Genomic DNA, 23,025 nt, shown 5'->3' with positions numbered 1-23,025 from the left:
ATTGCCAAAAATAGTTACTAAACATACCAATTATTTCTGACAGGTATTAACTGCCGGCGCTGTCACGAGCGCTTGTGCGGGAGTGGTGCGAGCCCGTCCAGCCGATACACGGTACACTCAAAAAGCTTCGTTTTCAATCAACTTTTACATTTGGCAATTAATTGGGAGTTATCGACGTGGACACTGGATGGGAGTTGTTGCCGGGGTCACCGGAGGGCATTGCCGAGGTCAGGGAGCGTTGCCGGGGCATGGTGAGGCGGCGCGCCGCCGCGTCGGCGGCCGTGTCGGCGGTACCGCTGCCGGGCATCGACATCGTGTCGGACCTGAAGCTGTTTACCCAGCTGATCGAGGACGTCAACCGCGAATTCGGGCTGACGCCGGAGCAGGTCGACAAGTTGCAGCCGCGCTTCCGGCTGATTGCGTACCAGGCCGCCGTCAGCGTCGGCGGCGCACTGGTCGGGCGCCTCGTCACGCGCGAATTACTGCTCAAAGTGGTGAAAAAGTCAGGGACGAAACTGCTGGCGAAGCAGGCAACGCGCTTCGTGCCGCTGGCGGGACAGGCGGCTTCGGCCGCGATCGGCTTCTTTGCGTTTCGCCAGATCGGCTACCAGCACGTGGAAGCCTGCGCCAGGGTGGCGCATGAGTTACTGGCCGCGAAGGAATAATGCGCCACGGCCGAGCTCGTGACAACATCGGGGTCAGGCACCGATGTTGTCACGAGCTCGGCCGTGGACCGAAGGCTTACGCGTCCGGCAGGACGACGTTGACGTCGAGCACTTCCAGGTTGCCCTGGCGGTCCAGCGAAATCTTGATGTCGTCCGCATTCACCTTGGTGTACTTGGAGATGACTTCGATCAGCTCCTTGTGCAGTGCCGGCAGGAAATCCGGCCCCGTGCGCCCGTTGCGTTCGCGCGCGATGATGATTTGCAGGCGCTCCTTGGCGGCCGTGGCCGTTTTGGGCTTGCTCTGGAACAGGAAAGATAGCAGGGCCATTTACTTTGCTCCAAAGATACGCTTCAGGAGACCCGGTTTTTCATAATCGGTGAAGCGCAGGGGCTTTTCTTCGCCCATGAAGCGGGCGACCACGTCCTCATAGGCTTCCGCCACGTCGGTTCCTTTGAAATGGATGGCCGGGTTGCCCTGGTTCGACGCGTGCAGCACCTGTTCCGATTCGGGAATGATACCGATCAGCGGAATGCGCAGGATTTCCTGCACGTCCGTATAGCTCAGCATTTCGCCCGCTTCCACGCGCTTCGGCGAGTAGCGGGTGATCAGCAGATGTTCCTTGACGGGCTCGCCACCCGACTGTGCGCGGCGCGACTTGGCCTGGATGATGCCCAGGATACGGTCCGAATCGCGTACCGACGACACTTCCGGATTCGTCACGATCAGCGCCTCGTCGGCAAACGTCAGCGCCATCAGCGCGCCGTGCTCGATGCCGGCGGGCGAATCGCAGATGATGAAGTCGAAGCCCATCTTGATCAGTTCGGCCAGCACACCCTCGACGCCATCTTCGGACAGCGCATCCTTGTCGCGCGTCTGCGACGCCGGCAGGATAAAGAGGTTGTCGCAGTGCTTGTCCTTGATCAGCGCCTGGTTCAGCGACGCTTCCTTGTTGATGACGTTGATCAGGTCGTATACGACGCGGCGTTCGCAACCCATGATCAGGTCCAGGTTGCGCAGCCCCACGTCGAAGTCGATGACGACCGTCTTGTGGCCGCGCTGGGCGAGGCCGGTGGAGAAGCTGGCACTGGACGTCGTTTTGCCGACACCGCCCTTGCCGGACGTTACAACAATAATTCTTGCCACAAGTAATCCTTTAAAGTGAACTGCGCAGGTTGGACATTGCCGTTACCGCGGTACCGGGGTTACATCACGCGCGCGTTGCCGAATTAACGGATTGTATATCCAGTTTGTCACCGTTGAGCCTGATTTGTGCGGGCTGGCGGGCCTGTTCGGCGGGGAAACCATCCTCGAACGTCCGGTAAACACCCGCGATCGACACCAGTTCTGGCGCCATCGACAGAGCGAAGATGCGGGCGCTGGCATCGCCCGACGCGCCAGCCAGCGCGCGGCCGTTCAGGGTGTTGTAGACGTGAATACTGCCGTCGGCAATGATTTCCGCACCATTGTTGACGACGGCCATGACAATCAGGTCGCCGCCGCGCGCATAGATGCGCTGGCCGGCCCGCACGGGGGTGTCGATGATCATCGTGGCCGTCGTGGCGGCGCCGTTTGCGCCTGGCGTCAAAGCGGGCGCAGGCGGCGGCGCAACGGCCGGTGCCGGCTCGGGCATGGACGCAACAGCGGGAGCGGCTGCGGAATCGTCGCGCTTGCCCGTGTCCAGCGACAGGCCGTGCGCGGCGATTTCCCCGACCATGTCCGGGCGTGCATTGCGCACCGCGACCGGGTTCAGGCGGTATTTCTTCAGCAGCGCAATCGTGCCGGCCCAGTCGATGCGCTCGCAGCCCGGGGCCAGGTCGCCCACGTCGATGACGGCCAGGTCGCCTTCGAAAAAGTCGGGAACGCCGCCCGTCATGCCCTGCAACGCAGCATCGAGGGCGATGCCGTCGGACGTGTGCAGGATCGCGGACACGGCGACGACGGTGGAAATCTTGATTTCGATCGGCTTCTGAAACGGGCTTTTGGACATGTCGATAGTAGATGGTCGGGCATTAGGGAAGCGCTGATCTCATCCGCAGAATCAAATCAGCGCCTCCTCAGGCGGGGCCCGAGCATTTTACTGTCAAAAACTATTTATTGGGAGGCATTTCCACGTGCCGGAACGCACTCCCGATCCACCACGCCGCCAGCGTTTATGCGGCTTCCCGCCTCAGCAGGTGCGCCGCCGCGACCATATTGCGCAGCGCTGCCGCCGTTTCGTCCCAGCCGCGCGTCTTGAGTCCGCAATCCGGATTGACCCACAACTGCCGCGCCGGGATCACGGCCTGCGCCTTGCGCAGCAGCGCGGCGATCTCGCGGCTGTCCGGGACACGCGGCGAGTGGATGTCGTATACACCCGGCCCGATATCGTTCGGATAGCGGAAGTTGCCAAAGCCATCCAGCAGGGCCATGGCGGAGCGGCTCGTCTCGATGGTGATGACGTCGGCGTCCAGCGCCGCGATCTGCGGCAGGATGTCGTTGAACTCGGGGTAGCACATGTGCGTGTGGATCTGCGTCGCCGCGCCCGCCACCCCGGCCGTGATGCGGAACGCCGCCACGGCCCAGTCCAGGTACGCGGCCCGCCGGCCCTGGCGCAGCGGTAATCCCTCGCGCAAGGCCGGCTCGTCGATCTGGATGACGGCAATCCCGGCCCGCTCCAGGTCCGCCACCTCGTCGCGCATGGCCAGCGCAATCTGCGTGGCCGTGGCGCGCCGTGGCTGGTCGTCGCGCACGAACGACCACTGCAGGATCGTTACCGGCCCCGTCAGCATGCCTTTGACGGGTTGTTCCGTCAGGCTTTGCGCGTACACGGTCCAGTCCACCGTCATCGGTGCCGGCCGGCTCACGTCGCCCCAGATGACGGGCGGCTTGACGCAGCGCGAACCATAAGACTGCACCCAGCCATGGGCCGTGAAGGCAAAGCCGTCCAGTTGTTCGCCGAAGTATTCGACCATGTCGTTGCGTTCGGCTTCGCCATGCACCAGCACGTCCAGGCCCAGCCGTTCCTGCTGGCCGATGGCATGGGCGATCTCCACCCGCATGGCGGCCTCGTAAGCAGCAACGTCCAGTTCGCCGCGCCGGAAGGCGGCGCGGGCAGTGCGGATCGCAGAGGTTTGCGGGAACGAACCGATCGTGGTCGTTGGGAACGCCGGCAGGTTCAGCCGGGCCTGCTGGAGCGCGCGCCGCTGCGTGAACGGGGCGGGGCGGCTGTCGTCCGGTACCGGGCGCTCTGCCACCGCCCGGTTGTGCACCCGCGCACTGTCGCGACGGGATGCCAGCGCCATGCGTGACGCTGCCAGCGCGGCCTGTACAGCGGGTTCGTCGGGTGTGGCGATGGCGGCGCGCAGCAGCGCCAGTTCATCGAGCTTTTCCAGTGCGAACGCCAGCCAGCTCTTCAGCTCGGCATCCAGTGCCGTCTCCGCCTTCAGGCTGTACGGCACGTGCAGCAGCGAGCACGACGTCGACAGCCACAGGTCGCCGGCGCGCTTGTCCAGCAGCGGCGCCAGCCGGACCAGCGCCAGGTCGAGGTCCGTGCGCCAGATATTGCGGCCGTCGACCATGCCCACCGACAGCACTTTATGGGCCGGCAGCCAGTCCGCCACGTTGAGCAGCTCGTGGGCGGCACGCACACCATCCACGTGCAGCCCGGCAACGGGCAGGCGGCAGGCCAGGCTGAGGTTTTCTTCCAGCGGCGAAAAATACGTCGCCAGCAAGAGCGGCGCGCCCGCCTGGTTCAGTTGCCAATAGGCGTTTTCAAAGGCGCCGCGCCAGCTTGCCGGCAGGTCCAGGCCGAGGATGGGCTCGTCCAGCTGCACCCATGCCACGCCCATGGCCTTGAGGCGCGCCAGGATGGCGCCGTAGACCGGCAGCAGGCGGTCGAGCAGGGCCAGCTTGTCGTCGACACCCTTGCCCAGCCACAGGAACGTCAGCGGTCCGATCAGTGTCGCCTTGACGGGGTGGCCCAGCGCCTGCGCCTCGGCCACCTCGTCGAACAGGCGCGTGCCGGCGAGCGCGAACGTGGTGTCGTCCGAGAATTCCGGCACGAGGTAGTGGTAGTTCGTGTCGAACCACTTGGTCATTTCCAGCGCCGGACTGGCCGCATGCGCACTGCCGCAGCTGCATTCGTCGCGTCCGCTGCGTCCGCGCGCCATGATGAAGTAGCGCTGCAGCGCGGATTCGTCCGCACCGAAGGCAAAGCGGGCCGGCTCGCAGCCGAACAGCTGAATATGGTTGGCGACGTGGTCGTAAAGCGCGAAGTCGCCAACGGTGACGAAGTCGAGCCCGGCGGCGCGCAGCGCTGCCCAGTGGCGGGCCCGTAGCGTGGCGGCGGTGGCGTGCAGGTCCCTGGCCGCGATGTCATCGTGCCAGTAGCGTTCCAGGGCGAACTTCAGTTCGCGGGCCGCACCGATGCGCGGGAAGCCAGGGACGTGGAGAACAATTTTTTTCATGTTGTCATGCCATTTAAATATTGGTGCAGTAGAGTGTGCGACAATCGTTTGAATAAGCCAAACGAAACATTTTGCGCATTCGCATGAAAAATATTCATTCGGTCGAGTGCTGAACGCCAGGAAGGACCATGTTGGAAATCCGTCATCTGCGCACGCTTGCCGCGCTGCGCTCCGCCGGCAGCCTTGTGCGAGCCGCCGAACTGCTGAACCTGACACAGTCGGCCCTGTCGCACCAGGTCAAACTGCTGGAAGACCGCTACGGCGGCCCGCTGTTCGAACGCAAGTCCGTGCCGATCGGTTTCACGGCCATCGGCGCGCGCCTGCTGCGACTGGCCGACACGATGCTGCCCGAGATCGAACAGGCCGAACGCGACGTGGCCCGTCTGATGCAGGGCGACCAGGGACAATTGCGCGTGGCGCTGGAGTGCCACACCTGTTTCGACTGGCTGATGCCCGTGATGGACGAGTTCCGTGCCCGCTGGCCCGAGGTCGAAATCGATCTGGTGTCGGGCTTCCACAGCGAGCCGGCCGAGCTGTTGCGCACGGGGGCTGCCGACCTCGTCATCGGCTCGGATTACAGCGCCGAGTACGCCACGTTCCCCCTGTTCCGCTTTGAAATTCTGACTGTGATGGCACAGAAGCACCGGCTGGCCGGCCAGCGCCGCCTGCAGGCGACCGATTTCGAAGGCGAAACCCTGATCACCTATCCCGTGCCGGAAGAGCGAATCGACCTGATCCGTGAACTGCTGCGGCCGGCGGGCGTGACGTTCCAGCGCCGTACGGCGGAGCTGACGGTCGCCATCCTGCAACTCGTCGCCAGCCGGCGCGGGCTGGCGGCCCTGCCGAACTGGGCAATCAAAAACTATGTCGACTATGACTACGTGATCGCCCGTCCGCTGGGCGAACAGGGCTTGTGGAGCGACCTGTACGTGTCGGTACCGGCACCGTTGCGCCAGAAGGCGTACGTGGCGGACTTCGTCAAAGTCATCCGCGAGCAATGCGCAGCCACCTTGGACGGGATCAAGCTATTGTCGTGATGGAGTTTCATATTGTTTGATGTACATCAAACAACACGGCTATATCGGCCAACGGCAGCTCGACGGCAATTACGATTAAAGCGTTGCGGTAACTCGACCGCAGTCGCAAAGGAATCGTATGTCAACGCTCCCCGAACCCGGCACGGAGCTCATCTGCAGCGAGCTCATCCGTAACGAGTGGGACGTATTTTGCCCGGACCGCCCTGGCGGTCCAAATGGCCACGTGCAATGCGTTGGCGCGCTGCGTGCCCGGCGGCGGTGCTTGGCTGACGAACGTCAACGTCGGCCTAGCGAACAGCTGGCTGCCGCCACCGCCGCGTCGAACCAGCTGCAGTTCGTCCGCTACCCGCAGGACCTTGTTGCTATTGCCGCCGCCCAGCAGCACGAAGCGCTCAACCGCGCGCACGCCCAGGCCGGGCGCGTGGCCGGCGTCCCCAGCGGGATGCATGCCGTCCTGCACGAAACGGGAGGGACTTCGCTGGAACGTTGTCCCGCACTTCGATAGAATGAAAAGCAGTAGCGCTTCGACAACCCTGCTGACTTGACCCGTCAGCGCACTGGAGAATGAAATGGATGATGTAGTTATCGTTGCCGCAGCCCGCACCGCGGTTGGCAAGTTCGGCGGCAGCCTCGCCAAGATCGCCGCGGCGGACCTGGGGGCGCACGTCATCAAGGGCCTGCTGGCCCGCACCGGCATCGACCCCAACCTGATCAGCGAAGTGATCATGGGGCAGGTGCTGACGGCCGGCGTCGGCCAGAACCCGGGTCGCCAGGCGCTGATCAAGGCCGGCCTGCCGAACGCGATTCCGGGCTACACGATCAACAAGGTATGCGGCAGCGGCCTGAAGGCCACCCACCTGGCGGCCCAGGCCATCAAGTGCGGTGACGCAAACATCATCATCGCGGGCGGCCAGGAAAACATGAGCGCCTCGCCGCACGTGCTGAACAATTCGCGCGACGGCTTCCGCATGGGCGACGCGAAACTGGTGGACACGATGATCGTCGACGGACTATGGGACGTCTATAACCAGTACCACATGGGTGTCACGGCGGAAAACGTCGCCAGGAAGTATGACATCTCGCGCAGCCAGCAGGACGAATTCGCGCTGCAGTCGCAGCTGAAGGCGGAGGCGGCGCAGAAGGAAGGCAAGTTCAGGGACGAAATCCTGCCGCTGGAAATCCCGCAGAAAAAGGGCTCGATCGTGTTCGACACGGACGAGTACGTCAAGCCAGGCTCGACCCTGGAAGCGCTGTCCGGTCTGCGTCCCGCCTTCAACAAGGAAGGCACCGTTACCGCCGGGAACGCCTCAGGCATCAACGACGGCGCCGCGGCCGTTGTCATGATGTCGGCCCGGCAGGCGAAGGAACTGGGCCTGACGCCGCTGGCGCGCATCAAGTCGTACGCGTCGTCCGGCCTGGACCCGGCCGAGATGGGCATGGGCCCCGTGTCGGCCAGCAAGTTGGCGCTGAAAAAAGCCGGCTGGTCGCCGCAGGATCTGGACCTGATGGAGATCAACGAAGCATTTGCCGCCCAGGCATGCGCCGTCAACCAGGAAATGGGCTGGGACACCAGCAAGATCAACGTCAATGGCGGCGCGATTGCCATCGGCCACCCGATCGGCGCGTCGGGTTGCCGTATTCTCGTGACGCTGCTGCATGAAATGGTGCGGCGCGATGCAAAGAAGGGCCTGGCATCGCTGTGCATCGGCGGGGGCATGGGCGTGGCGCTGGCGGTCGAGCGCGACTGAAACGCAGCACGGTATTCGCGGCCTCCCCGGGAGAGGGGGCCGTGTTGAGAACGCAAATCAAAAGAGGGGATGACATATGGCACGAGTTGCATTGGTAACAGGCGGCATGGGTGGTCTCGGCGAAGCGATCGGCGTCAAGCTGCTTGCGCTGGGCTACAAGGTGGTTACCACCTATTCCCCAACGAATACGAAATACCAGGCCTGGCTGGACCAGATGAAGGAGGCCGGCTACAACTTCGCGGCCTATCCCTGCGACGTGTCCGACTACGATTCGGCGCAGACGTGCGTGGCGGCGATCGAAAAGGACATCGGCCCCATCGACGTGCTGGTCAATAACGCCGGCATTACGCGCGACATGACGTTCAAGAAGATGGATAAAGTCAACTGGGACGCTGTCATGCGCACCAACCTGGACTCCGTGTTCAACATGACGAAGCCGGTCGCCGACGGCATGGTCGAGCGCGGCTGGGGCCGCATCATCAACATCTCCTCCGTCAACGGCCAGAAGGGCGCATTCGGCCAGACCAACTACTCGGCGGCGAAAGCGGGCGTGCACGGTTTCACCAAGGCGCTGGCGCTGGAAGTGGCGCGCAAGGGCGTGACCGTCAACACGATTTCGCCGGGTTATATCGGCACGAAGATGGTCACCGAGATTCCGCAGGAAGTGCTGGACACGAAAATCATCCCGCAGATTCCGATGGGCCGCCTGGGCAAGCCCGATGAAGTGGCCGGTCTCGTCGCGTACCTGGCATCGGACGAGGCGGCGTTTGTCACGGGCGCCAATATCGCCATCAATGGCGGACAGCATATGTCGTAAACAGGATCAGGCGCCGCCCGTCGGGTGGTGCTTGTGTTCCATCGGGACAGTCACCTGTCTGCGGGTCCGAGACCCCCAGGCAGGTGGCTGTTCCGGTTTTTTTCAGGACACGGAAATGACTGCATTGCCCGACGGCGGCCTGGCGCTGTCCCAGCTTGACGAACAACTGCTGCAATCCGGCGTCAAGGGCTTGCCTTTGATCGCACCCCTGCGCCAGCACATGATCGGCATACAGCACTGGAACGTGCTGCGCGCGGACACCGGTTTTCCCGTCGCGCTCTTGCGGACGTCCGCACTGCGGCACAACCTGGACTGGATGCGCGGCTTCTGCGAGCGCCATGGCGCACTGCTGGCGCCGCACGGCAAGACGACCATGAGTCCGCAGCTGTTCGGCGCACAGCTGGCCAATGGCGCCTGGGGCATCACGCTGGCCAGTGCGACGCAGGTGCAGGTCGCGGCGCGTTTCGGCGTGCGCCGCGCGCTGCTGGCTAACGAATTGGTGGCACCGAGCGACATCCGCGCCTTGCTGCATCTGCTGCGCGACGATCCCGGTTTTGAATTGATCGCGCTGGCCGATTCGCCGGACGGCGTGGCGCGACTGGCGCAGGCGGTCGATGCCGCCGGCCTGGCGCGGCCATTGCCGTTGCTGGTCGAGCTGGGGTTGGCCGGCAAGCGGGCCGGCTGCCGCACGGGCGAGGAAGCTCTGGCGGTGGCCCGGGCGATTGCCGCCGCGCCGGGCCTGCAACTGGCCGGCATCGAGGGGTACGAAGGACTGCTGGTCAGCGGCGACCGTGACGTCGACATCGAGCGCGTTCACGCCTTCCTGGATGCGATGGTGGCGCTGGTGCGCCAGTGCGACGCCGAAGGGCTCTTCACGGGATCGCAGATCGTGCTGTCGGCCGGCGGGTCGTCGTATTTCGACCTGGTGGCACGGCGCTTCGCCGCTATCGGCGCGATGTCGCGGCCCGTGCTGCCCATCCTGCGCAGCGGCTGTTATCTGACCAACGACCATGGCCATTATTTCGACCTGACGCGCGAGCTGGACGAGCGCGAGGGCGGCGGCCCCGGATTGCGGCCGGCGCTGGAGGTGTGGAGCATCGTGCTGTCGCGCCCGGAGCCGACACTGGCCATCCTCGGCATGGGCAAGCGCGATGCCTCGTACGACATCGGCCTGCCGCGCGCGCTGATGCGGCACCGTCCCGGCACGGCGGCGCCGGAGACGCTGGACACAGGATGGCGCATCGAGAAAATGAACGACCAGCATGCCTACCTGCGACTGCCGGAAGACGCGGCGTCCGCGCTGCGAGTGGGCGACCTGATTGGCTGCGGCATTTCGCACCCGTGCACGACGTTCGACAAGTGGGCCGTGCTGCTGCTGGTGGACGACGCCTACAACGTGGAAGGCGCCGTCAACACCTTCTTCTGAGCGTCTGGGGCAGCGCCGATTGATTCATGACGGTGATCTTAGCCCGGAGAAAACGCGCCCAGCTGTGCCACAATTCCCTGCCATGCTCCAGGATGACAGGGAATTTGCATCTTGCCGGACACGTTTTTTCAGGACTAATCTCATCGACCAGCAATAAATCAGCGCTTCCCTGGCGGGGCCGGCAAAACCGTTACAATCGGGTTCTTCGACCCTACGCGAGCGCCCCCATGTCCGACCCGTCGCCCTACCTGTTCCCACCCGTGAGTCCCTCGCGCAGCGGCATGCTGGCGGTGGACGACCTGCATACCATCTACTGGGAAGAAGTGGGCAACCCGCAGGGCGTTCCCGTGCTGTTCCTGCACGGCGGGCCCGGCGCGGGCACGTCGCCGCAGCATCGCCGGTTTTTCGATCCGCGTCACTATCGCGTGATCCTGTTCGACCAGCGCGGCGCCGGCAAATCGCAGCCGGTGGGCGAGACGCGCAACAACACGACGCAACTGCTGATCGAGGATATCGAAACGCTGCGCGCCATGTTCGGCATCGAGCAATGGCTGGTGTTCGGCGGCTCGTGGGGCTCGACCCTGGCGCTGGCCTATGGCCAGGCGCATCCCGAGCGCTGCCTGGGGTTTGTCCTGCGCGGCATCTTCCTGTGCACGCGGCTTGAGATCGACTGGTTCATCAACGGCGCGCAGTGGTTCCATCCCGAGATTCATGAGGAATTCGTCGAGGCGATCCCGCCGGCGGAACGGGGCGACCTGCTGCAGGCATACTACACCCGCATCATGGACCCGGACCCGGACGTCTACTGGCCGGCCGTGCGCGGGTGGAGCCGCTTCGAGGGCCGCCGCGTGTTCCTGATGCCGCAGCCGGCGGAGCCGTCGTGCGACAGCGTCGACCTTGGCCTGGGCCGGCTCGAAGCACATTACATGGTCAATCTGGGCTTCTTCGACGAGAACCAGCTGCTGCGCGACGTCGACCGGATTGCCCACCTGCCGGCCGTGATCGTGCAGGGCCGCTACGATGTCATCTGTCCGCCGGTGTCGGCGTGGCGGCTGCACCAGCGCTGGCCCGGCTCGCAGATCAAAATGGTGCCGGACGCCGGCCATGCGGCCATGGAGACGGGCATCAGCCGCGAGCTGGTGGCCGCGACGGAGCTGTTTCGCCGCCAGGGCCGTTTCGCCTGACGGATGCCGGTGCCGCCGGCGGATTCGGAACCGCGCGCGCGGCCTGCTACACTCATGCCTGAACGAGGCAACTTCCATAAAGACGCATTGAGACGTGATGAATATTCAGCTGGGCGATATCGGCCACATCATTCAACTGGCCATCGCACCGGTCTTCCTGCTGACCGGGGTGTGCACGAACCTGATGGTACTGATCAACCGCCTGGCGCGCATCATCGACCGCTCGCGGGTACTGGAAGACCGGCTCGACATCGCCTATAGCGACAACTACCTGAACGAGCTCGATGTACTGTACCGCCGCTCGCACCTGATCAATTACGCCATTACGCTGTCGACGGCCTGCGGCCTGTTTGTCTGCCTCGTCATCGCCCTGCTGTTCATTGGCGATACGACCAACGTCACGCTGGATAAATATATCGCGGGCCTGTTCGTGGCCGCCGTGATCAGCCTGATTTTCAGCTTCGGCTTCCTGCTGCGCGAGATCTTCATCGCCTCGGCAGCCATGCGTTCGCACCGCCACGTGCGCCGGACGCCCAAAACCACCGAGTAGAGTTTTATGCACGACTATCAACGTCCCCCCACACTGCACCGCTATGGCCCGCGCAGCGAACTGGAAACGTCGCTGACGCAAGGCCAGTTCGTGCTGCGCCCGGCCAACGGCTTTCTGACCCTGTCGTTCTCGCAGGCCTGGCGCCGCGACCTGTATGAGCACTTCGGCGCCGACTGCTGCCTTGTCATCCACGACGCGGAAGAATTCGGCGAACGCGTGCACCGCGCCGTCCAGCGGACCTTGCCCAACTGGGCCGGCATCGACGGCGCTGTCGAATACGGTACCCGCGCCGCACTGGGGGCCGCCTTCACGATGGGCACGCAGGATGCGATGGAACAGGAATGGAAGTTTGCCTGGCGGCCGATGCACAGCCAGTCGAGCATGAATCCGGTCGTGATCCGGATCGGCAGCCTGGAACAGTTTGCCGAGTTGCGCGCGGCGGACTATTACCCTTCCTAGGGCGCGATCGTCGCCGGCTGGTGCTTCGCCAGGTCCGTTGCCGGCCCCGGCAGTTTCGACGTGCCGCCCTTGTCGAGGCGCGCCAGCACGGCGCCCATCATGCGTTCGATATCGCCGCGGATGATGTTCGTGCCGAGGACGCCGGGCACGTAAAAATTGGGCATCATGCGCCCCGTGTAGATGACGCGCGTCCCGCCCGTTTCCGGAACGGGTACCAGTTCCCAGCGCGATTCGTAGTGCTTCATGTCGCCCGAGATCAGGTCGATGTCGATCGACGACATCGGCTGCTCCGTCGCGCGCACGATCAGGTGGATGGAGCGCGACATGAACAGGAAGCGCGCCGTGCCGAACTGCTCGATGATGACTTCATTGCCGTTGCGCGACAGGACGCGGCACGACACCAGGTCCGGCACGAATTCCTCCATGCGATCGTAGCCCGTGAGGATGCGCCAGACCGTGGGCAGGGGCGCCAGCACGGTGCCGGTGGCGTCCACTTCGTACATGTGCAGCGCGTCCTGCGTGATGCGCTTGACCGATACCTGCAATTTCGCCACATCGGTGCGATGCGTCTGCGCTAACGCCAGCGCAGGTGCCGTGCAACCGATCAGAAATAACAGCAGGAATCTTTTCATTCTTCCAGCGTAAGGTAACTGGTGGCAGAATACAAGCGCGCCGCACTGCCACCGTTAGGCAGCGCACAAAGCCCCGATCGGACCCCGATGACCCCATTTCCCCACCTGCTGGCCCCTCTCGACCTGGGGTTTACCACCTTGCGCAACCGCGTCGTCATGGGTTCCATGCACACCGGATTAGAGGATCGCTTCTACCATTACGGCAAGCTGGCCGCTTTCTACCGCGAGCGGGCGCGCGGCGGCGTCGGATTGATCGTCACGGGCGGCATCTCGCCCAACCGGCAAGGCTGGCTGCTGCCGTTCGGTGGCACGCTCAATTTCGCCGGCGACGTGTTCAACCACCGCAAGGTCACGCGCGCCGTGCACGAGGAGGGCGGCAAGATCCTGCTGCAGATCCTGCACGCGGGACGCTACGGCTATCAACCGTTCGTCGTGTCGGCATCGGATCGCAAGTCGCCCATCTCGCCGTTCAAGCCAAAGGCGCTGACGGCGTCGGGCATCGAGGCGACGATCCGCGCCTATGTTCGCACCGCGCGGCTGGCGCAGAAGGCCGGGTATGACGGCATCGAGGTGATGGGCAGCGAAGGGTACCTGCTGAACCAGTTCCTGTGCGCCCGCACCAACCTGCGCACGGACGCGTGGGGCGGCGCCATCGAAAACCGCATGCGCCTGCCCGTCGAGATCGTGCGGCGCGTGCGCGCGGCCGTGGGGGCGAACTTCATCATCATGTACCGGCATTCGCTGCTCGACCTGGTCGAAGGCGGCAATACCTGGGACGAAGTCGTCACCGTGGCGCGCGCGCTGGAGGAGGCCGGCGTGACGATCCTCAACACGGGCATCGGCTGGCATGAAGCCCGGGTGCCGACGATCGTCACGTCCGTGCCGCGCGCCGCGTTCGCAGGCGTGGCGGGGCGCCTGCGGCGCGAGGTGAGTATTCCCGTGGTCGCGTCGAACCGCATTAACATGCCGCGCGAAGCGGAGGACGTGCTGGCACGCGGCGACGCGGACATGGTGTCGATGGCGCGGCCGTTCCTGGCCGACGCGGAATTCGTCAACAAGGCCGCGCAGGGCCGGGCCGACGAGATCAACACCTGCATCGCCTGCAACCAGGCCTGCCTCGATCACACGTTCTCCAACAAACGTGCCACGTGCCTCGTCAATCCACGCGCCTGCCACGAAACGGAGCTCGTCTACCGCAAGACGGCGGCGCGGCGGCGCGTGGCCGTGGTCGGCGCCGGGCCCGCCGGGCTGTCGGCGGCGACGGTGGCGGCCGAACGGGGCCACGACGTGACGTTGTTCGATGCGGCCGACAGCATCGGCGGGCAGTTCAAGATCGCCATGCAAATCCCGGGCAAGGAAGAATTCGCCGAGACGATCCGGTATTTCGGCCGCCGTCTCGAACTGACGGGCGTGAACGTCCGGCTGGGGCGCAAGGTCACCGGCGACGAACTGACGGGCTTCGACGACGTCATCGTCGCCACCGGCATCAAGGTGCGCATGCCGGCGATCGACGGTATCGGTCATCCGAAGGTGCTCAGCTACCTGGACGTGTTGCAGCACAAGAAGCCCGTCGGCGCGCGCGTGGCAATCATTGGCGCGGGCGGCATCGGCTTCGACATGGGCGAGTACCTGTTGCACGACAGCCGCCATCCACTGCCGCTGCCGGTCGACACGTGGGCGGCAGGGTGGGGCGTCGACCTGCACGCCAGCACGGGCGGCGGCCTGGTGCCTGCGGCGGCGCCAACGCCGGCGCGCCAGCTGTACCTGCTGCAACGCAAAACCAGCAAGCCGGGCGCCGGGCTGGGCAAGACATCCGGCTGGGTCCATCGCGCCGTGCTGGCGAGAAATGGCGTCGTCATGCTGGGCGGCGTGCAGTACAAGCGCATCGACGAACACGGCCTGCACATCGAAATCGGTGGGGAAGAACGCCTGCTGGCCGTGGACAACGTCATCGTCTGCGCCGGCCAGGACAGCCTGACGGAGCTGATGCCGGCCGAAGGCACGCGCCAGCAAGGTGGCCCGCGCTGGCACAAGATCGGCGGCGCCGCACTGGCATCGGAACTGGACGCCAAGCGCGCCATCCGCGAAGGCGCCGAACTGGCCGCCCGCCTGTAAGCCACAGCAACAGCCGAGCCCGTGACAACATCGGGGTCAGGCACAGAACTTGTCACGAACTCAGCTGTAATGGCGCCGTAACGGCAGCAGTGCTGAGCCTGTGACAGTTTTCGTGCCTGACCCCGATGTTGTCACAAGCTGAACGGTAGCTCGCTTAGTGGCCGCTCTTGTGCGGCTCCTTGAACGTTTCCAGCACATAGTCCGTCATCCCGTTCGCCAGCTCTTCCTCGCCGACAAACACCTTGCCCATGCGTTCCTTGCGCAGCAGCTCGGCTTCTTCGTCGTTGTGGGTGCGCACGACGATGCGGATGTCCGGGTTCAGCGTGCGGGCCACGTCGACCATCGCGCGCACGTGGAATGTGTCGGGCGTGGCGATCACCAGCATGCGCGCCTTGGCGATATGCGCCTGGATCAGCACCACCGCTTCGGCGGCATTGCCGGCAACGGCCGCCACGCCGGCCTGGCGCAGCTGGTCGACCTTCTCGCGGTTCTGTTCCGCGACAACATAGTGGATGCCCTGCGCGTTGAGCGTTTCGGCGATGCGCTGGCCCACGCGGCCATATCCCACCAGCACGACCTGGCCGGCCAGTTTCGTCGGCGCGGTCGTCATGGGCAGTTCCGCCAGCGGGTCGGCGGCGCGGTCGAATTTCGCGGCCAGCATGCGGTTCTTGCCCAGCAAGCGTTCCAGTGGTCCCGTCAACGCGAAGATGAAAGGGTTGAGCGTGATGGAGAGGATGGCGCCCGCCAGGATCAGGCTCTGGCCCTCCTGCGGCATCAGTTTCAACGAGATGCCGAGGGCGGCCAGGATGAACGAGAACTCGCCGATCTGCGCCAGGCTGGCCGACACCATCAGCGCGGACCTGGCGGGATAGCGCAACAGCACGACCAGCACAAAGGCCGCTACCGACTTGCCGAACACGATGATGGCCAGCACCGCCAGCACGCGCAGCGGCTCCTCGACAAGGATGGATGGCTCGAACAGCATGCCGACGGAGACAAAGAACAGCACCGCGAACGCGTCGCGCAGCGGCAGCGATTCCTGCGCCGCACGGTGCGCCAGTTCCGATTCGCGCAGCACCATGCCGGCAAAGAACGCACCCAGCGCGAACGAGATGCCGAACAGGGAAGTGGATGCATAGGCGATGCCGACGGCGGCGGCGATCACGCACAAGGTGAACAGCTCGCGCGAGCCGGTGCGCGCCACCTGCCACAGTATCCACGGGAACAGCTTGCGGCCGACAACGAGCATGAAGCCGACAAACAGTGCGACCTGGCCCAAGGTAACCGCGAGAGTTTTCCACAGGCTGGCATTCGGGTCGACACCGGTCGCATCGCCTCCCAGCGATGGCGCCAGCGCCGGCAGCAGCACCAGCATCAGCACCGTGACGAGATCCTCGACCACCAGCCAGCCCACGGCGATGCGGCCGTTGAACGAATCGAGAATGCCCCGTTCTTCCAGCGCCCGCAGCAGCACGACGGTACTGGCCACCGACAGTGCCAGGCCGAATACCAGCCCGCCGCCCAGGCTCCAGCCCCACCAGTGCGCCAATCCCATTCCCATCGCGGTTGCCGCGCCGATCTGCAGGATCGCTCCAGGCAGCGCCACCTTTCTCACTTCCCACAGGTCGTCCAGCGAAAAGTGCAGGCCGACGCCGAACATCATCAGCATGACGCCGATTTCGGCCAGCTGGCCGGCCAGGTGCGCATCGGCGACAAAGCCGGGGGTCGTGGGCCCCAGGACGATGCCGGCGGCAAGATAGCCGACCAGCGCAGGCAGTTTGAACCGGGTAGCGAGGTAGCCGAAGACGAGACCGAGGCCAAGGGCCGCGGCAATGGTGGTGATCAGGCTGACGTCATGGGGCATGCAGGGCGGGTTCCTTTCAGGTTGAGCGAGGGACGGCCGTTGCCGTCCCGTCAACCAGTATAAACCGGGCCGCCCGATGCCACCTTACAGCTTCTGTACGACGACCGAGCCGATCGAGTAGCCGGCGCCGAACGAGCAGATGACGCCGTAGGCGCCTTGCGGCAGGTCGTCCTGGTGCTTGTGGAAGGCGATGATGGAACCGGCCGACGACGTATTGGCATACGTGTCCAGGATGACCGGCGCTTCCTCCGGCGTCGCATCGCGGCCCAGGATCATGCGCACGATCAGCTGGTTCATGTTCAGGTTGGCCTGGTGCAGCCAGTAGCGGGCCACCTGCGGCACTTCCAGGCCGGCGTTGGCGATGGAGTTCCTGATCATCTCGGCGGCCATCGGGCACACGTCCTTGAACACTTTACGGCCCTGCTGCTTGAACAGTTTATCGGGCTGGCCGATGCCCGCTTCGTCGCCGCGGTTCAGGAAACCGAAGTTGTTGCGGATATTGTTCGAGAACGACGTTTTCAGCTTCATGTCGAGGATGGCGAAGCGGTGCGTCGACACAGCCGTATCGGCCGCCTCGATGACGATTGCCGTGCAGGCGTCGCCAAAGATGAAATGGCTGTCGCGGTCGCGGTAATCCAGGTGGCCGCTGGTGATTTCCGGATTCAGCACCAGCACGGCGCGCGTCTGGCCCGTCTGCACGGCCGTTGCCGCCGTCTGGATGCCGAACGTGGCGGACGAACAGGCCACGTTCATGTCGAAGCCGAAGCCGTCGATGCCCAATGCCTGCTGCACCTCGACAGCCATGGCCGGGTAGGCACGCTGCATGTTCGAGCAGGCCACCAGCACCATGTCGATGTCGGCTGCCGTGCGACCGGCGCGGTCCAGCGCCTGCCGGGCCGCGGCCACGCACATTTCCGCCTGCAGCGACAGTTCTTCGTTGTCGCGCTCCGGGTAGTGGGGGGCCATGCGTTTCGGATCCAGCACGCCTTCCTTGTTCATCACGTGGCGCGATTTGATGCCGGACGCCTTTTCAATGAACGCCGCGCTGGACGGCTCCAGTGCCGTCACCGTGCCCGCTTCGATGGCCGCCGCGTTGTCCGCGTTGAACAGGGCGACATAGGCATTGAAGCTGTCGACCAGTTCCTCGTTCGAGATCGAATGGGGCGGCGTAAAAAGTCCGGTTCCGCTGATGACGGCTTGTTTCATTATTAAGCTTTCGTATTCGTTAAGAAGCATGAAGGCCGTTTGGACCGGGCACCCTGTGTAACGGGCTGACCTGCCGAAACGGCCTTGCCGGCATGCCGCGGCGGTTGCCGGCAGCTGCCACTAAATAGTGCAGTGTACGTAGGGGCTGATTTTACATCAAGAATAGTCGGATCAAGACGTAAAAACGGCGCCGTTACTGGCGCCGTTGCGGCTCAGGCCGGCGTCGGGAACAGCGTCATTTGCGCTTCGGCGCCGCTGCCTGCACGATCTGCGATTCCGGCGGGGCCACCTGCACCGGCAAGCCTTTCAGGTGATTGAGCGCCTGGCGCAGCTGGAAATCGTCGGCCGTGCCGTATTCCAGCGGCTGGCGTTTCTTCTCCAGCGCCAGGATGCGGATCTGTTCTTCCAGTTCGTCGCGCTTGTCCTTGGCCGCTTCCGCTTCGCGGTCGTTCGACAGGTGTTTTTCCAGGTCCGCTTCGCGCATGCGCAGCGCGTTCAGGCCGTCGCCATCGGGATATTCATTCACGGCCAGGTCGGGCACGATGCCCTTGGCCTGGATCGAGCGCCCGTGCGGCGTGTAGTAGCGCGCCGTCGTCAGCTTCAGGGCCGTGTCGGCCGTCAGCTGGCGGATCGTCTGCACGGAGCCCTTGCCGAACGTCTGGCTGCCGATGATCGTGGCGCGCTTGTAGTCCTGCAGCGCGCCGGCGACGATTTCCGAGGCCGACGCGGAGCCGGTATTGACCAGCACCGCCAGCGGCACGCGCTTGACCGCTTCCGGCAGGCGCGCCAGCGCATCGGTATCGCTGCGCATCGAGTAGAACTCGGGACGGGCGTAGTAGATTTCCTTCGAGTCCGGCAGCTGGCCGTTGGTCGAGACGACCGCCGTGTCCTTCGGCAGGAAGGCCGCCGCCACGCCGATGGCGCCCTGCAGCACGCCGCCCGGGTCGTTGCGCAGGTCCAGCACGATGCCCTTCAGGTTCGGGTCCTGCCGGTACAGCTCCGTGATCTTGGCGGCCAGGTCGTCCACCGTCGGCTCCTGGAACTGCGCCACGCGCAGCCAGCCGTAGCCCGGCTCGACGATCTTGCCCTTGACGCTTTTCTGGTGGATCTCTTCGCGCACCAGGCTGAACGTGAGCGGTTGCGGCTCGTCCTTGCGCAGCACCGTCAGGGTGACCTTGCTGTGCGGCTCGCCGCGCATTTTCTTGACCGATTCATCCAGCGACAGCCCCTTCAGCGGCATGGCATCGAGGCGCGTGATCAGGTCGCCCGCCTTGATGCCGGCGCGGTACGCCGGCGAATCCTCGATAGGGGAGACGATCTTGATGTAGCCATCGTCGCTCTGGGCGATCTCGATGCCCAGGCCGACGAACTTGCCCTGCGAGCCTTCGCGCAGCTCGGCATAGGCTTTCTTGTCCAGGTAGGCGGAGTGCGGATCGAGCGAGGCAACCATGCCGGAGATGGCTTCGGTCAGCAGCTTCTTGTCGTCGACCTGCTCGACATAATCGGACTTGATCAGGCCATACACGTCGGCCAGCTGGCGCAATTCTTCCAGCGGCAGGGCCGGCTCGCCGGCGCGTTGCGCCAGTGCGGAGAACTGTAAGGACACGGCAACGCCGGCCACGACACCCAGGGCGACCAGCCCGGTACTCTTCAGTTTCTTGCCCATGTATCACCTTCAGATGCGAGGGCAGCCACTCGGCCGCCATGCGAACCAGTATAAACCCGATTTTCAAAAGCCGCGCTGGCTGATCCTTGAATCGGCTGACCTTTACCACGCTTTACACCGGGCGATGACGCTTTGCTCACGTTACCGATGTTGACGGCTTGTATAGCTTGCGTTAACGAGCGTAAGTAAATGTAAGAAAGGCAGAAGTGCCCGAATCGGCGTCCTACACTGAGCTCGTATTTCTCTCTACCCTGAAGTGGTTTTGGCCTGCGCTCCCTGCGCAGGCTTTTTTTTGCACGGAGCATTCATGAACCGATTCTATACGCTGGCCGCGCTGGTGCTGGCGCTGTCCGGCACCGCCCACGCCACCCCCGTCATGGACTGGCGCGCACCCGACCTGCTGATGATGGCGCCCGACCTGAAGGTGGCGCTGAAGCTGAACGCCAACCAGGCGACACTGTGGAACCAGACGGAGAACCGCACCCGTGCCCTGCTGCGCGAGCGCCAGTCGCGCCAGGAGAAAATGCAGGCGCAGGCCCTGCTGGCGCTGCAGGGCAAAGGCGTCGAGCTGCGCGACCTGGCGGCCCCCCTCGATGCCGAAGAAACCACCGTCGCGCAGGAGAACCGCCAGTTGCGCGAATGGTGGCTGACGCTCAACGACGCGCTGGACGAGCCGCAGCGCCAGACGGTCGCGGTGTTCCTGGCCGAGCAGTTGCAGCGCAAGCCGGAAGGACCGGGCCGCGGCGACTCCCCGCCAAGGCACGAGGGCGGCAGCGAAGGACGGGGCGGCCACAAGGGCGGTCCCGGCGGTGTCAATATCGGCATGGGCGCCCGCTGAGTCTGTGCAAAGTATCGAAAAGTAAAAAACCACGCCGCGGCAGCTCAGCCGCGCGTGGCCGCGCTTACAATGCCAGCGCGGCAGCTCCGTCCCGCCGCGCGACGACTTCGACCTTTTATGAGCAAACTGACTCCTTTTGCCTGCGCCGCCATGCTGGTCATGACGACGGCCACGGCGCAGACCGATCCCGCCGCCGACAAGCCCACCGCTGACAATCCCACCACAAAGGCCGAAACGCCGCCCGACACCAGGGTCGTGCCGCAGGTGACGATCACCGGCGGACGCCAGACCGACATGGACGTGCGCCGCAATTCCACCGCCGCGAAGCAGATCTACGGCCGCGAAGAGCTCGACCGCAACGGCGACACGTCGCTGGGCGATGTGCTCAAACGCCTGCCCGGCGTGACGATCGGCGGCCGCCCGGGCCGCGGCGGCGACGTGCGCATGCGTGGTCTTGGCAGCGGCTACACGCAGATCCTGCTGAACGGCGAACGGCCGCCGGCGGGCTTCTCGATGGAGTCGATCTCGCCCGACCAGGTCGAGCGCATCGAAGTGATGCGCGGCCCCGTCGCGGAGCACAGCACCCGCGCGATTGCCGGCACGATCAACGTCGTGCTGCGCGAGGATTACGTCCAGCGCGACAATCAGTTGCGCGTGGCCGATTCGATCGAGGACGGCCGCCATTCGCCGAATGTCTCCGTCACGATCCCCGGCAAGTCCGGCGCGTTCACGTACTCGCTGTCCGCCTCCATGATGCAGAACCGCCAGCACGATGAAGGCCGCACGCACAACGTCGACACGCTGGACGACGGCACCATCACCAAAGACCAGGACATTGCCGACGAGAGTGCCGGCACGGGCAAGTCGATCCACCTGGCGCCGCGCCTGTCGTACAAGTTCGACAACGGCGACACGATCAATTTCCAGCCCTTCCTGATGCACAACGTGCGCGACAGCGGCTCCTCGTCGACCCTGGTGCAGACAGCCGGCATCGTCGCGCCCGAATACAACTTCGCCGAGCAGCAGTCGTACAACGACAGCACGTTCCTGCGCGGCTTCGGCAACTGGCTGCACAAGATGGACGGCAACGCCAAGCTGGACGTCAAGTTCGGCTTCGGCGCCGGCAAGATCGACAGCGACTCGCTGCGCCACCAGTACGACACGGCAGGAAACCTGCTGGACCGCTTTACCGACACGGACGCCACGCGCGACCGCAGCATCAACACCGGCGGCAAGTACACGCGGCCCATAGGCCGTGGCCACCTGCTGGCGGCCGGCTGGGATCTGGAAGCGAGCCACCGCGAGCAGACGCGCGTCTCGCTGGACAAGAACGGCAACGCGCAATTTGCCGATTCGGGCGACAACCTGACGGCGGACACGCGCCGCGTTGCCCTGTTCGCGCAGGACGAATGGGACGTCACGCCGCAGTTCGGCATGTACATCGGCCTGCGCTGGGAGGGTATCCGCACGACCAGCGACCGCAGCGCCGGTACCGTCAAGAACACCAGCAGCGTGTTTTCCCCACTGCTGCATGGCGTCTGGCGCATCCCCGGCTTCGAAAAGGATCAGGTGCGCGCCAGCCTGACGAAGAGTTATAAATCGCCGAACGTGGGTGACCTGATTGCCGCGCCATTCCTGTCGCGCCTGAACAGTGCCACGCGGCCGGACCGCAGCGGCAATCCGGACCTGAAGCCCGAGCTGGCGACGGGACTCGACATCGCGTATGAGCACTACATCGGCCGCAGCGGCATCGTCAGCGCCGGCGGTTTTATCCGCGACATCGATAACCTGATCCGGCGCGAGTTGACCCTGCGCGATACGGAGCTGGGTCCGCGCTGGCTGTCGACACCGTCGAACATCGGCCACGCCCGCACCAGCGGCATCGAGCTGGAAGCGAAATTCAAGCTGACGGAATTACTGCCGACGGCGCCCGACATCGACGTGCGCACCAACTACAGCCACTTCTGGTCGCGCGTGGACGGCATTCCGGGGCCGGACAACCGTCTCGACCAGCAGGCGAAGCAGACGGCCAACGTCGGCCTCGACTACCGCAGCAAGGCAATCCCGCTGACACTGGGCGGCATCTTGAACTGGACGCCGCTCACGCGCGTGCGCACCAGCACCGAGCAGATCGTCGAAGTGGGCCGCAAGCGCGCACTGGACGTGTATGCGTTGTGGAAGTTCGACGCCCGCACGCAACTGCGCATCGCGGCCGCGAACACGCTGGCCGACGATGCGCCGGGCAGCAACCTGGTGTACGCTAATGGCCTCGCATCGCGGGCGGACACGGTCAACCCGACGTTCGTGGTGTGGAGCGCACGGCTCGAGACAAAATTTTAAGCCGCACCTGTAATTGATAATCTGAAAGCGCA

The 23,025-nt window shown here is 64.6% G+C and carries 20 protein-coding genes; 11 read left to right on the top strand and 9 right to left on the bottom strand.

Features of this window, described 5'->3' with window-relative positions; genetic code table 11:
- Positions 1-248: 248 nt before the first annotated feature.
- Positions 249-665 carry a hypothetical protein gene (locus E1742_RS15435; protein WP_229466001.1) on the top strand — a complete coding sequence of 139 codons (417 nt, stop codon included), beginning with the start codon at positions 249-251 and terminating at the stop codon, positions 663-665.
- Positions 666-741: 76 nt separating this feature from the next.
- Here E1742_RS15435 and minE read toward each other — a convergent pair whose 3' ends face one another.
- The 4 genes from minE to metE form a co-directional block, all read right to left on the bottom strand.
- Positions 742-993 carry a cell division topological specificity factor MinE gene (gene minE, locus E1742_RS15430; RefSeq protein ID WP_107140067.1) on the bottom strand — a complete coding sequence of 84 codons (252 nt, stop codon included), beginning with the start codon at positions 991-993 and terminating at the stop codon, positions 742-744.
- Positions 994-1,809: a septum site-determining protein MinD gene (gene minD, locus E1742_RS15425; RefSeq protein ID WP_134385845.1), complete on the bottom strand. Its 816-nt coding sequence runs from the start codon at positions 1,807-1,809 to the stop codon at positions 994-996.
- Positions 1,810-1,873: 64 nt separating this feature from the next.
- Positions 1,874-2,653: a septum site-determining protein MinC gene (gene minC / locus E1742_RS15420; protein ID WP_134385843.1), complete on the bottom strand. Its 780-nt coding sequence runs from the start codon at positions 2,651-2,653 to the stop codon at positions 1,874-1,876.
- A 163-nt stretch (positions 2,654-2,816) separates the two neighbouring features.
- Complete coding sequence (gene metE / locus E1742_RS15415) at positions 2,817-5,111, bottom strand: 5-methyltetrahydropteroyltriglutamate--homocysteine S-methyltransferase (RefSeq protein WP_134385841.1); 2,295 nt, start codon at positions 5,109-5,111, stop codon at positions 2,817-2,819.
- Between the two features lie 128 nt (positions 5,112-5,239).
- Between metE and E1742_RS15410 the strand changes: the two genes are divergently transcribed.
- Positions 5,240-6,148, top strand: coding sequence for a LysR family transcriptional regulator (locus E1742_RS15410; protein ID WP_134385839.1), 909 nt, complete (start codon positions 5,240-5,242; stop codon positions 6,146-6,148).
- A 121-nt stretch (positions 6,149-6,269) separates the two neighbouring features.
- Here the strand turns inward: E1742_RS15410 and E1742_RS15405 are convergent, their stop codons facing one another.
- The gene (locus E1742_RS15405) at positions 6,270-6,596 is read right to left on the bottom strand and encodes a hypothetical protein (RefSeq protein WP_134385838.1); all 327 of its coding nucleotides are present in this window, start codon (positions 6,594-6,596) and stop codon (positions 6,270-6,272) included.
- Positions 6,597-6,717: 121 nt separating this feature from the next.
- Here E1742_RS15405 and E1742_RS15400 point away from each other — a divergent pair, with 121 nt between their 5' ends.
- The 6 genes from E1742_RS15400 to E1742_RS15375 all read left to right on the top strand — a co-directional run bounded on the left by E1742_RS15400 (position 6,718) and on the right by E1742_RS15375 (position 12,332).
- Positions 6,718-7,896 (top strand): acetyl-CoA C-acetyltransferase, encoded by a 1,179-nt coding sequence (locus tag E1742_RS15400; protein ID WP_134385836.1) that lies wholly within the window; start codon positions 6,718-6,720, stop codon positions 7,894-7,896.
- Positions 7,897-7,972: 76 nt separating this feature from the next.
- Positions 7,973-8,713 carry an acetoacetyl-CoA reductase gene (gene phbB, locus E1742_RS15395; protein ID WP_134385834.1) on the top strand — a complete coding sequence of 247 codons (741 nt, stop codon included), beginning with the start codon at positions 7,973-7,975 and terminating at the stop codon, positions 8,711-8,713.
- Positions 8,714-8,828: 115 nt separating this feature from the next.
- Positions 8,829-10,139, top strand: coding sequence for an amino acid deaminase (locus E1742_RS15390; protein WP_134385832.1), 1,311 nt, complete (start codon positions 8,829-8,831; stop codon positions 10,137-10,139).
- A gap of 227 nt (positions 10,140-10,366) precedes the next feature.
- A complete protein-coding gene (gene pip, locus E1742_RS15385) occupies positions 10,367-11,323 on the top strand; it encodes a prolyl aminopeptidase (protein ID WP_134385830.1) in 957 nt (318 codons plus the stop codon).
- A 97-nt stretch (positions 11,324-11,420) separates the two neighbouring features.
- Positions 11,421-11,873: a DUF2721 domain-containing protein gene (locus E1742_RS15380; protein ID WP_134385828.1), complete on the top strand. Its 453-nt coding sequence runs from the start codon at positions 11,421-11,423 to the stop codon at positions 11,871-11,873.
- Between the two features lie 6 nt (positions 11,874-11,879).
- Positions 11,880-12,332 (top strand): hypothetical protein, encoded by a 453-nt coding sequence (locus E1742_RS15375; RefSeq protein WP_134385826.1) that lies wholly within the window; start codon positions 11,880-11,882, stop codon positions 12,330-12,332.
- On the opposite strand, the gene E1742_RS15370 is transcribed toward E1742_RS15375, so the two are convergent.
- Complete coding sequence (locus E1742_RS15370) at positions 12,329-12,964, bottom strand: SRPBCC family protein (RefSeq protein ID WP_134385825.1); 636 nt, start codon at positions 12,962-12,964, stop codon at positions 12,329-12,331. The two genes, E1742_RS15375 and E1742_RS15370, sit on opposite strands and share 4 nt — an antisense overlap.
- An 87-nt stretch (positions 12,965-13,051) precedes the next feature.
- Between E1742_RS15370 and E1742_RS15365 the strand changes: the two genes are divergently transcribed.
- Positions 13,052-15,079 carry an NADPH-dependent 2,4-dienoyl-CoA reductase gene (locus E1742_RS15365; protein WP_134385823.1) on the top strand — a complete coding sequence of 676 codons (2,028 nt, stop codon included), beginning with the start codon at positions 13,052-13,054 and terminating at the stop codon, positions 15,077-15,079.
- A 154-nt stretch (positions 15,080-15,233) separates the two neighbouring features.
- Here the strand turns inward: E1742_RS15365 and E1742_RS15360 are convergent, their stop codons facing one another.
- From E1742_RS15360 to E1742_RS15350, 3 genes are all read right to left on the bottom strand, one after another.
- The gene (locus E1742_RS15360) at positions 15,234-16,943 is read right to left on the bottom strand and encodes a cation:proton antiporter domain-containing protein (RefSeq protein WP_134385821.1); all 1,710 of its coding nucleotides are present in this window, start codon (positions 16,941-16,943) and stop codon (positions 15,234-15,236) included.
- An 84-nt stretch (positions 16,944-17,027) separates the two neighbouring features.
- Complete coding sequence (locus E1742_RS15355) at positions 17,028-18,149, bottom strand: beta-ketoacyl-ACP synthase III (protein ID WP_134385819.1); 1,122 nt, start codon at positions 18,147-18,149, stop codon at positions 17,028-17,030.
- Between the two features lie 235 nt (positions 18,150-18,384).
- Entirely contained in the window at positions 18,385-19,815 is a 1,431-nt protein-coding gene (locus E1742_RS15350; protein ID WP_134385817.1) for a S41 family peptidase, read from the bottom strand.
- A gap of 307 nt (positions 19,816-20,122) precedes the next feature.
- On the opposite strand from E1742_RS15350, the gene E1742_RS15345 reads away from it, so the two are divergent.
- Both E1742_RS15345 and E1742_RS15340 read left to right on the top strand, forming a co-directional pair.
- Entirely contained in the window at positions 20,123-20,653 is a 531-nt protein-coding gene (locus E1742_RS15345) for a hypothetical protein (protein WP_134385816.1), read from the top strand.
- Between the two features lie 117 nt (positions 20,654-20,770).
- A complete protein-coding gene (locus E1742_RS15340; RefSeq protein ID WP_134385814.1) occupies positions 20,771-22,993 on the top strand; it encodes a TonB-dependent receptor plug domain-containing protein in 2,223 nt (740 codons plus the stop codon).
- Positions 22,994-23,025 lie beyond the last annotated feature (32 nt).

This window comes from Pseudoduganella plicata (assembly GCF_004421005.1).
In the GTDB taxonomy this organism is placed as follows: Bacteria; Pseudomonadota; Gammaproteobacteria; order Burkholderiales; family Burkholderiaceae_D; genus Rugamonas; species Rugamonas plicata.
This window is presented reverse-complemented; position numbering and strand designations above follow the sequence as displayed.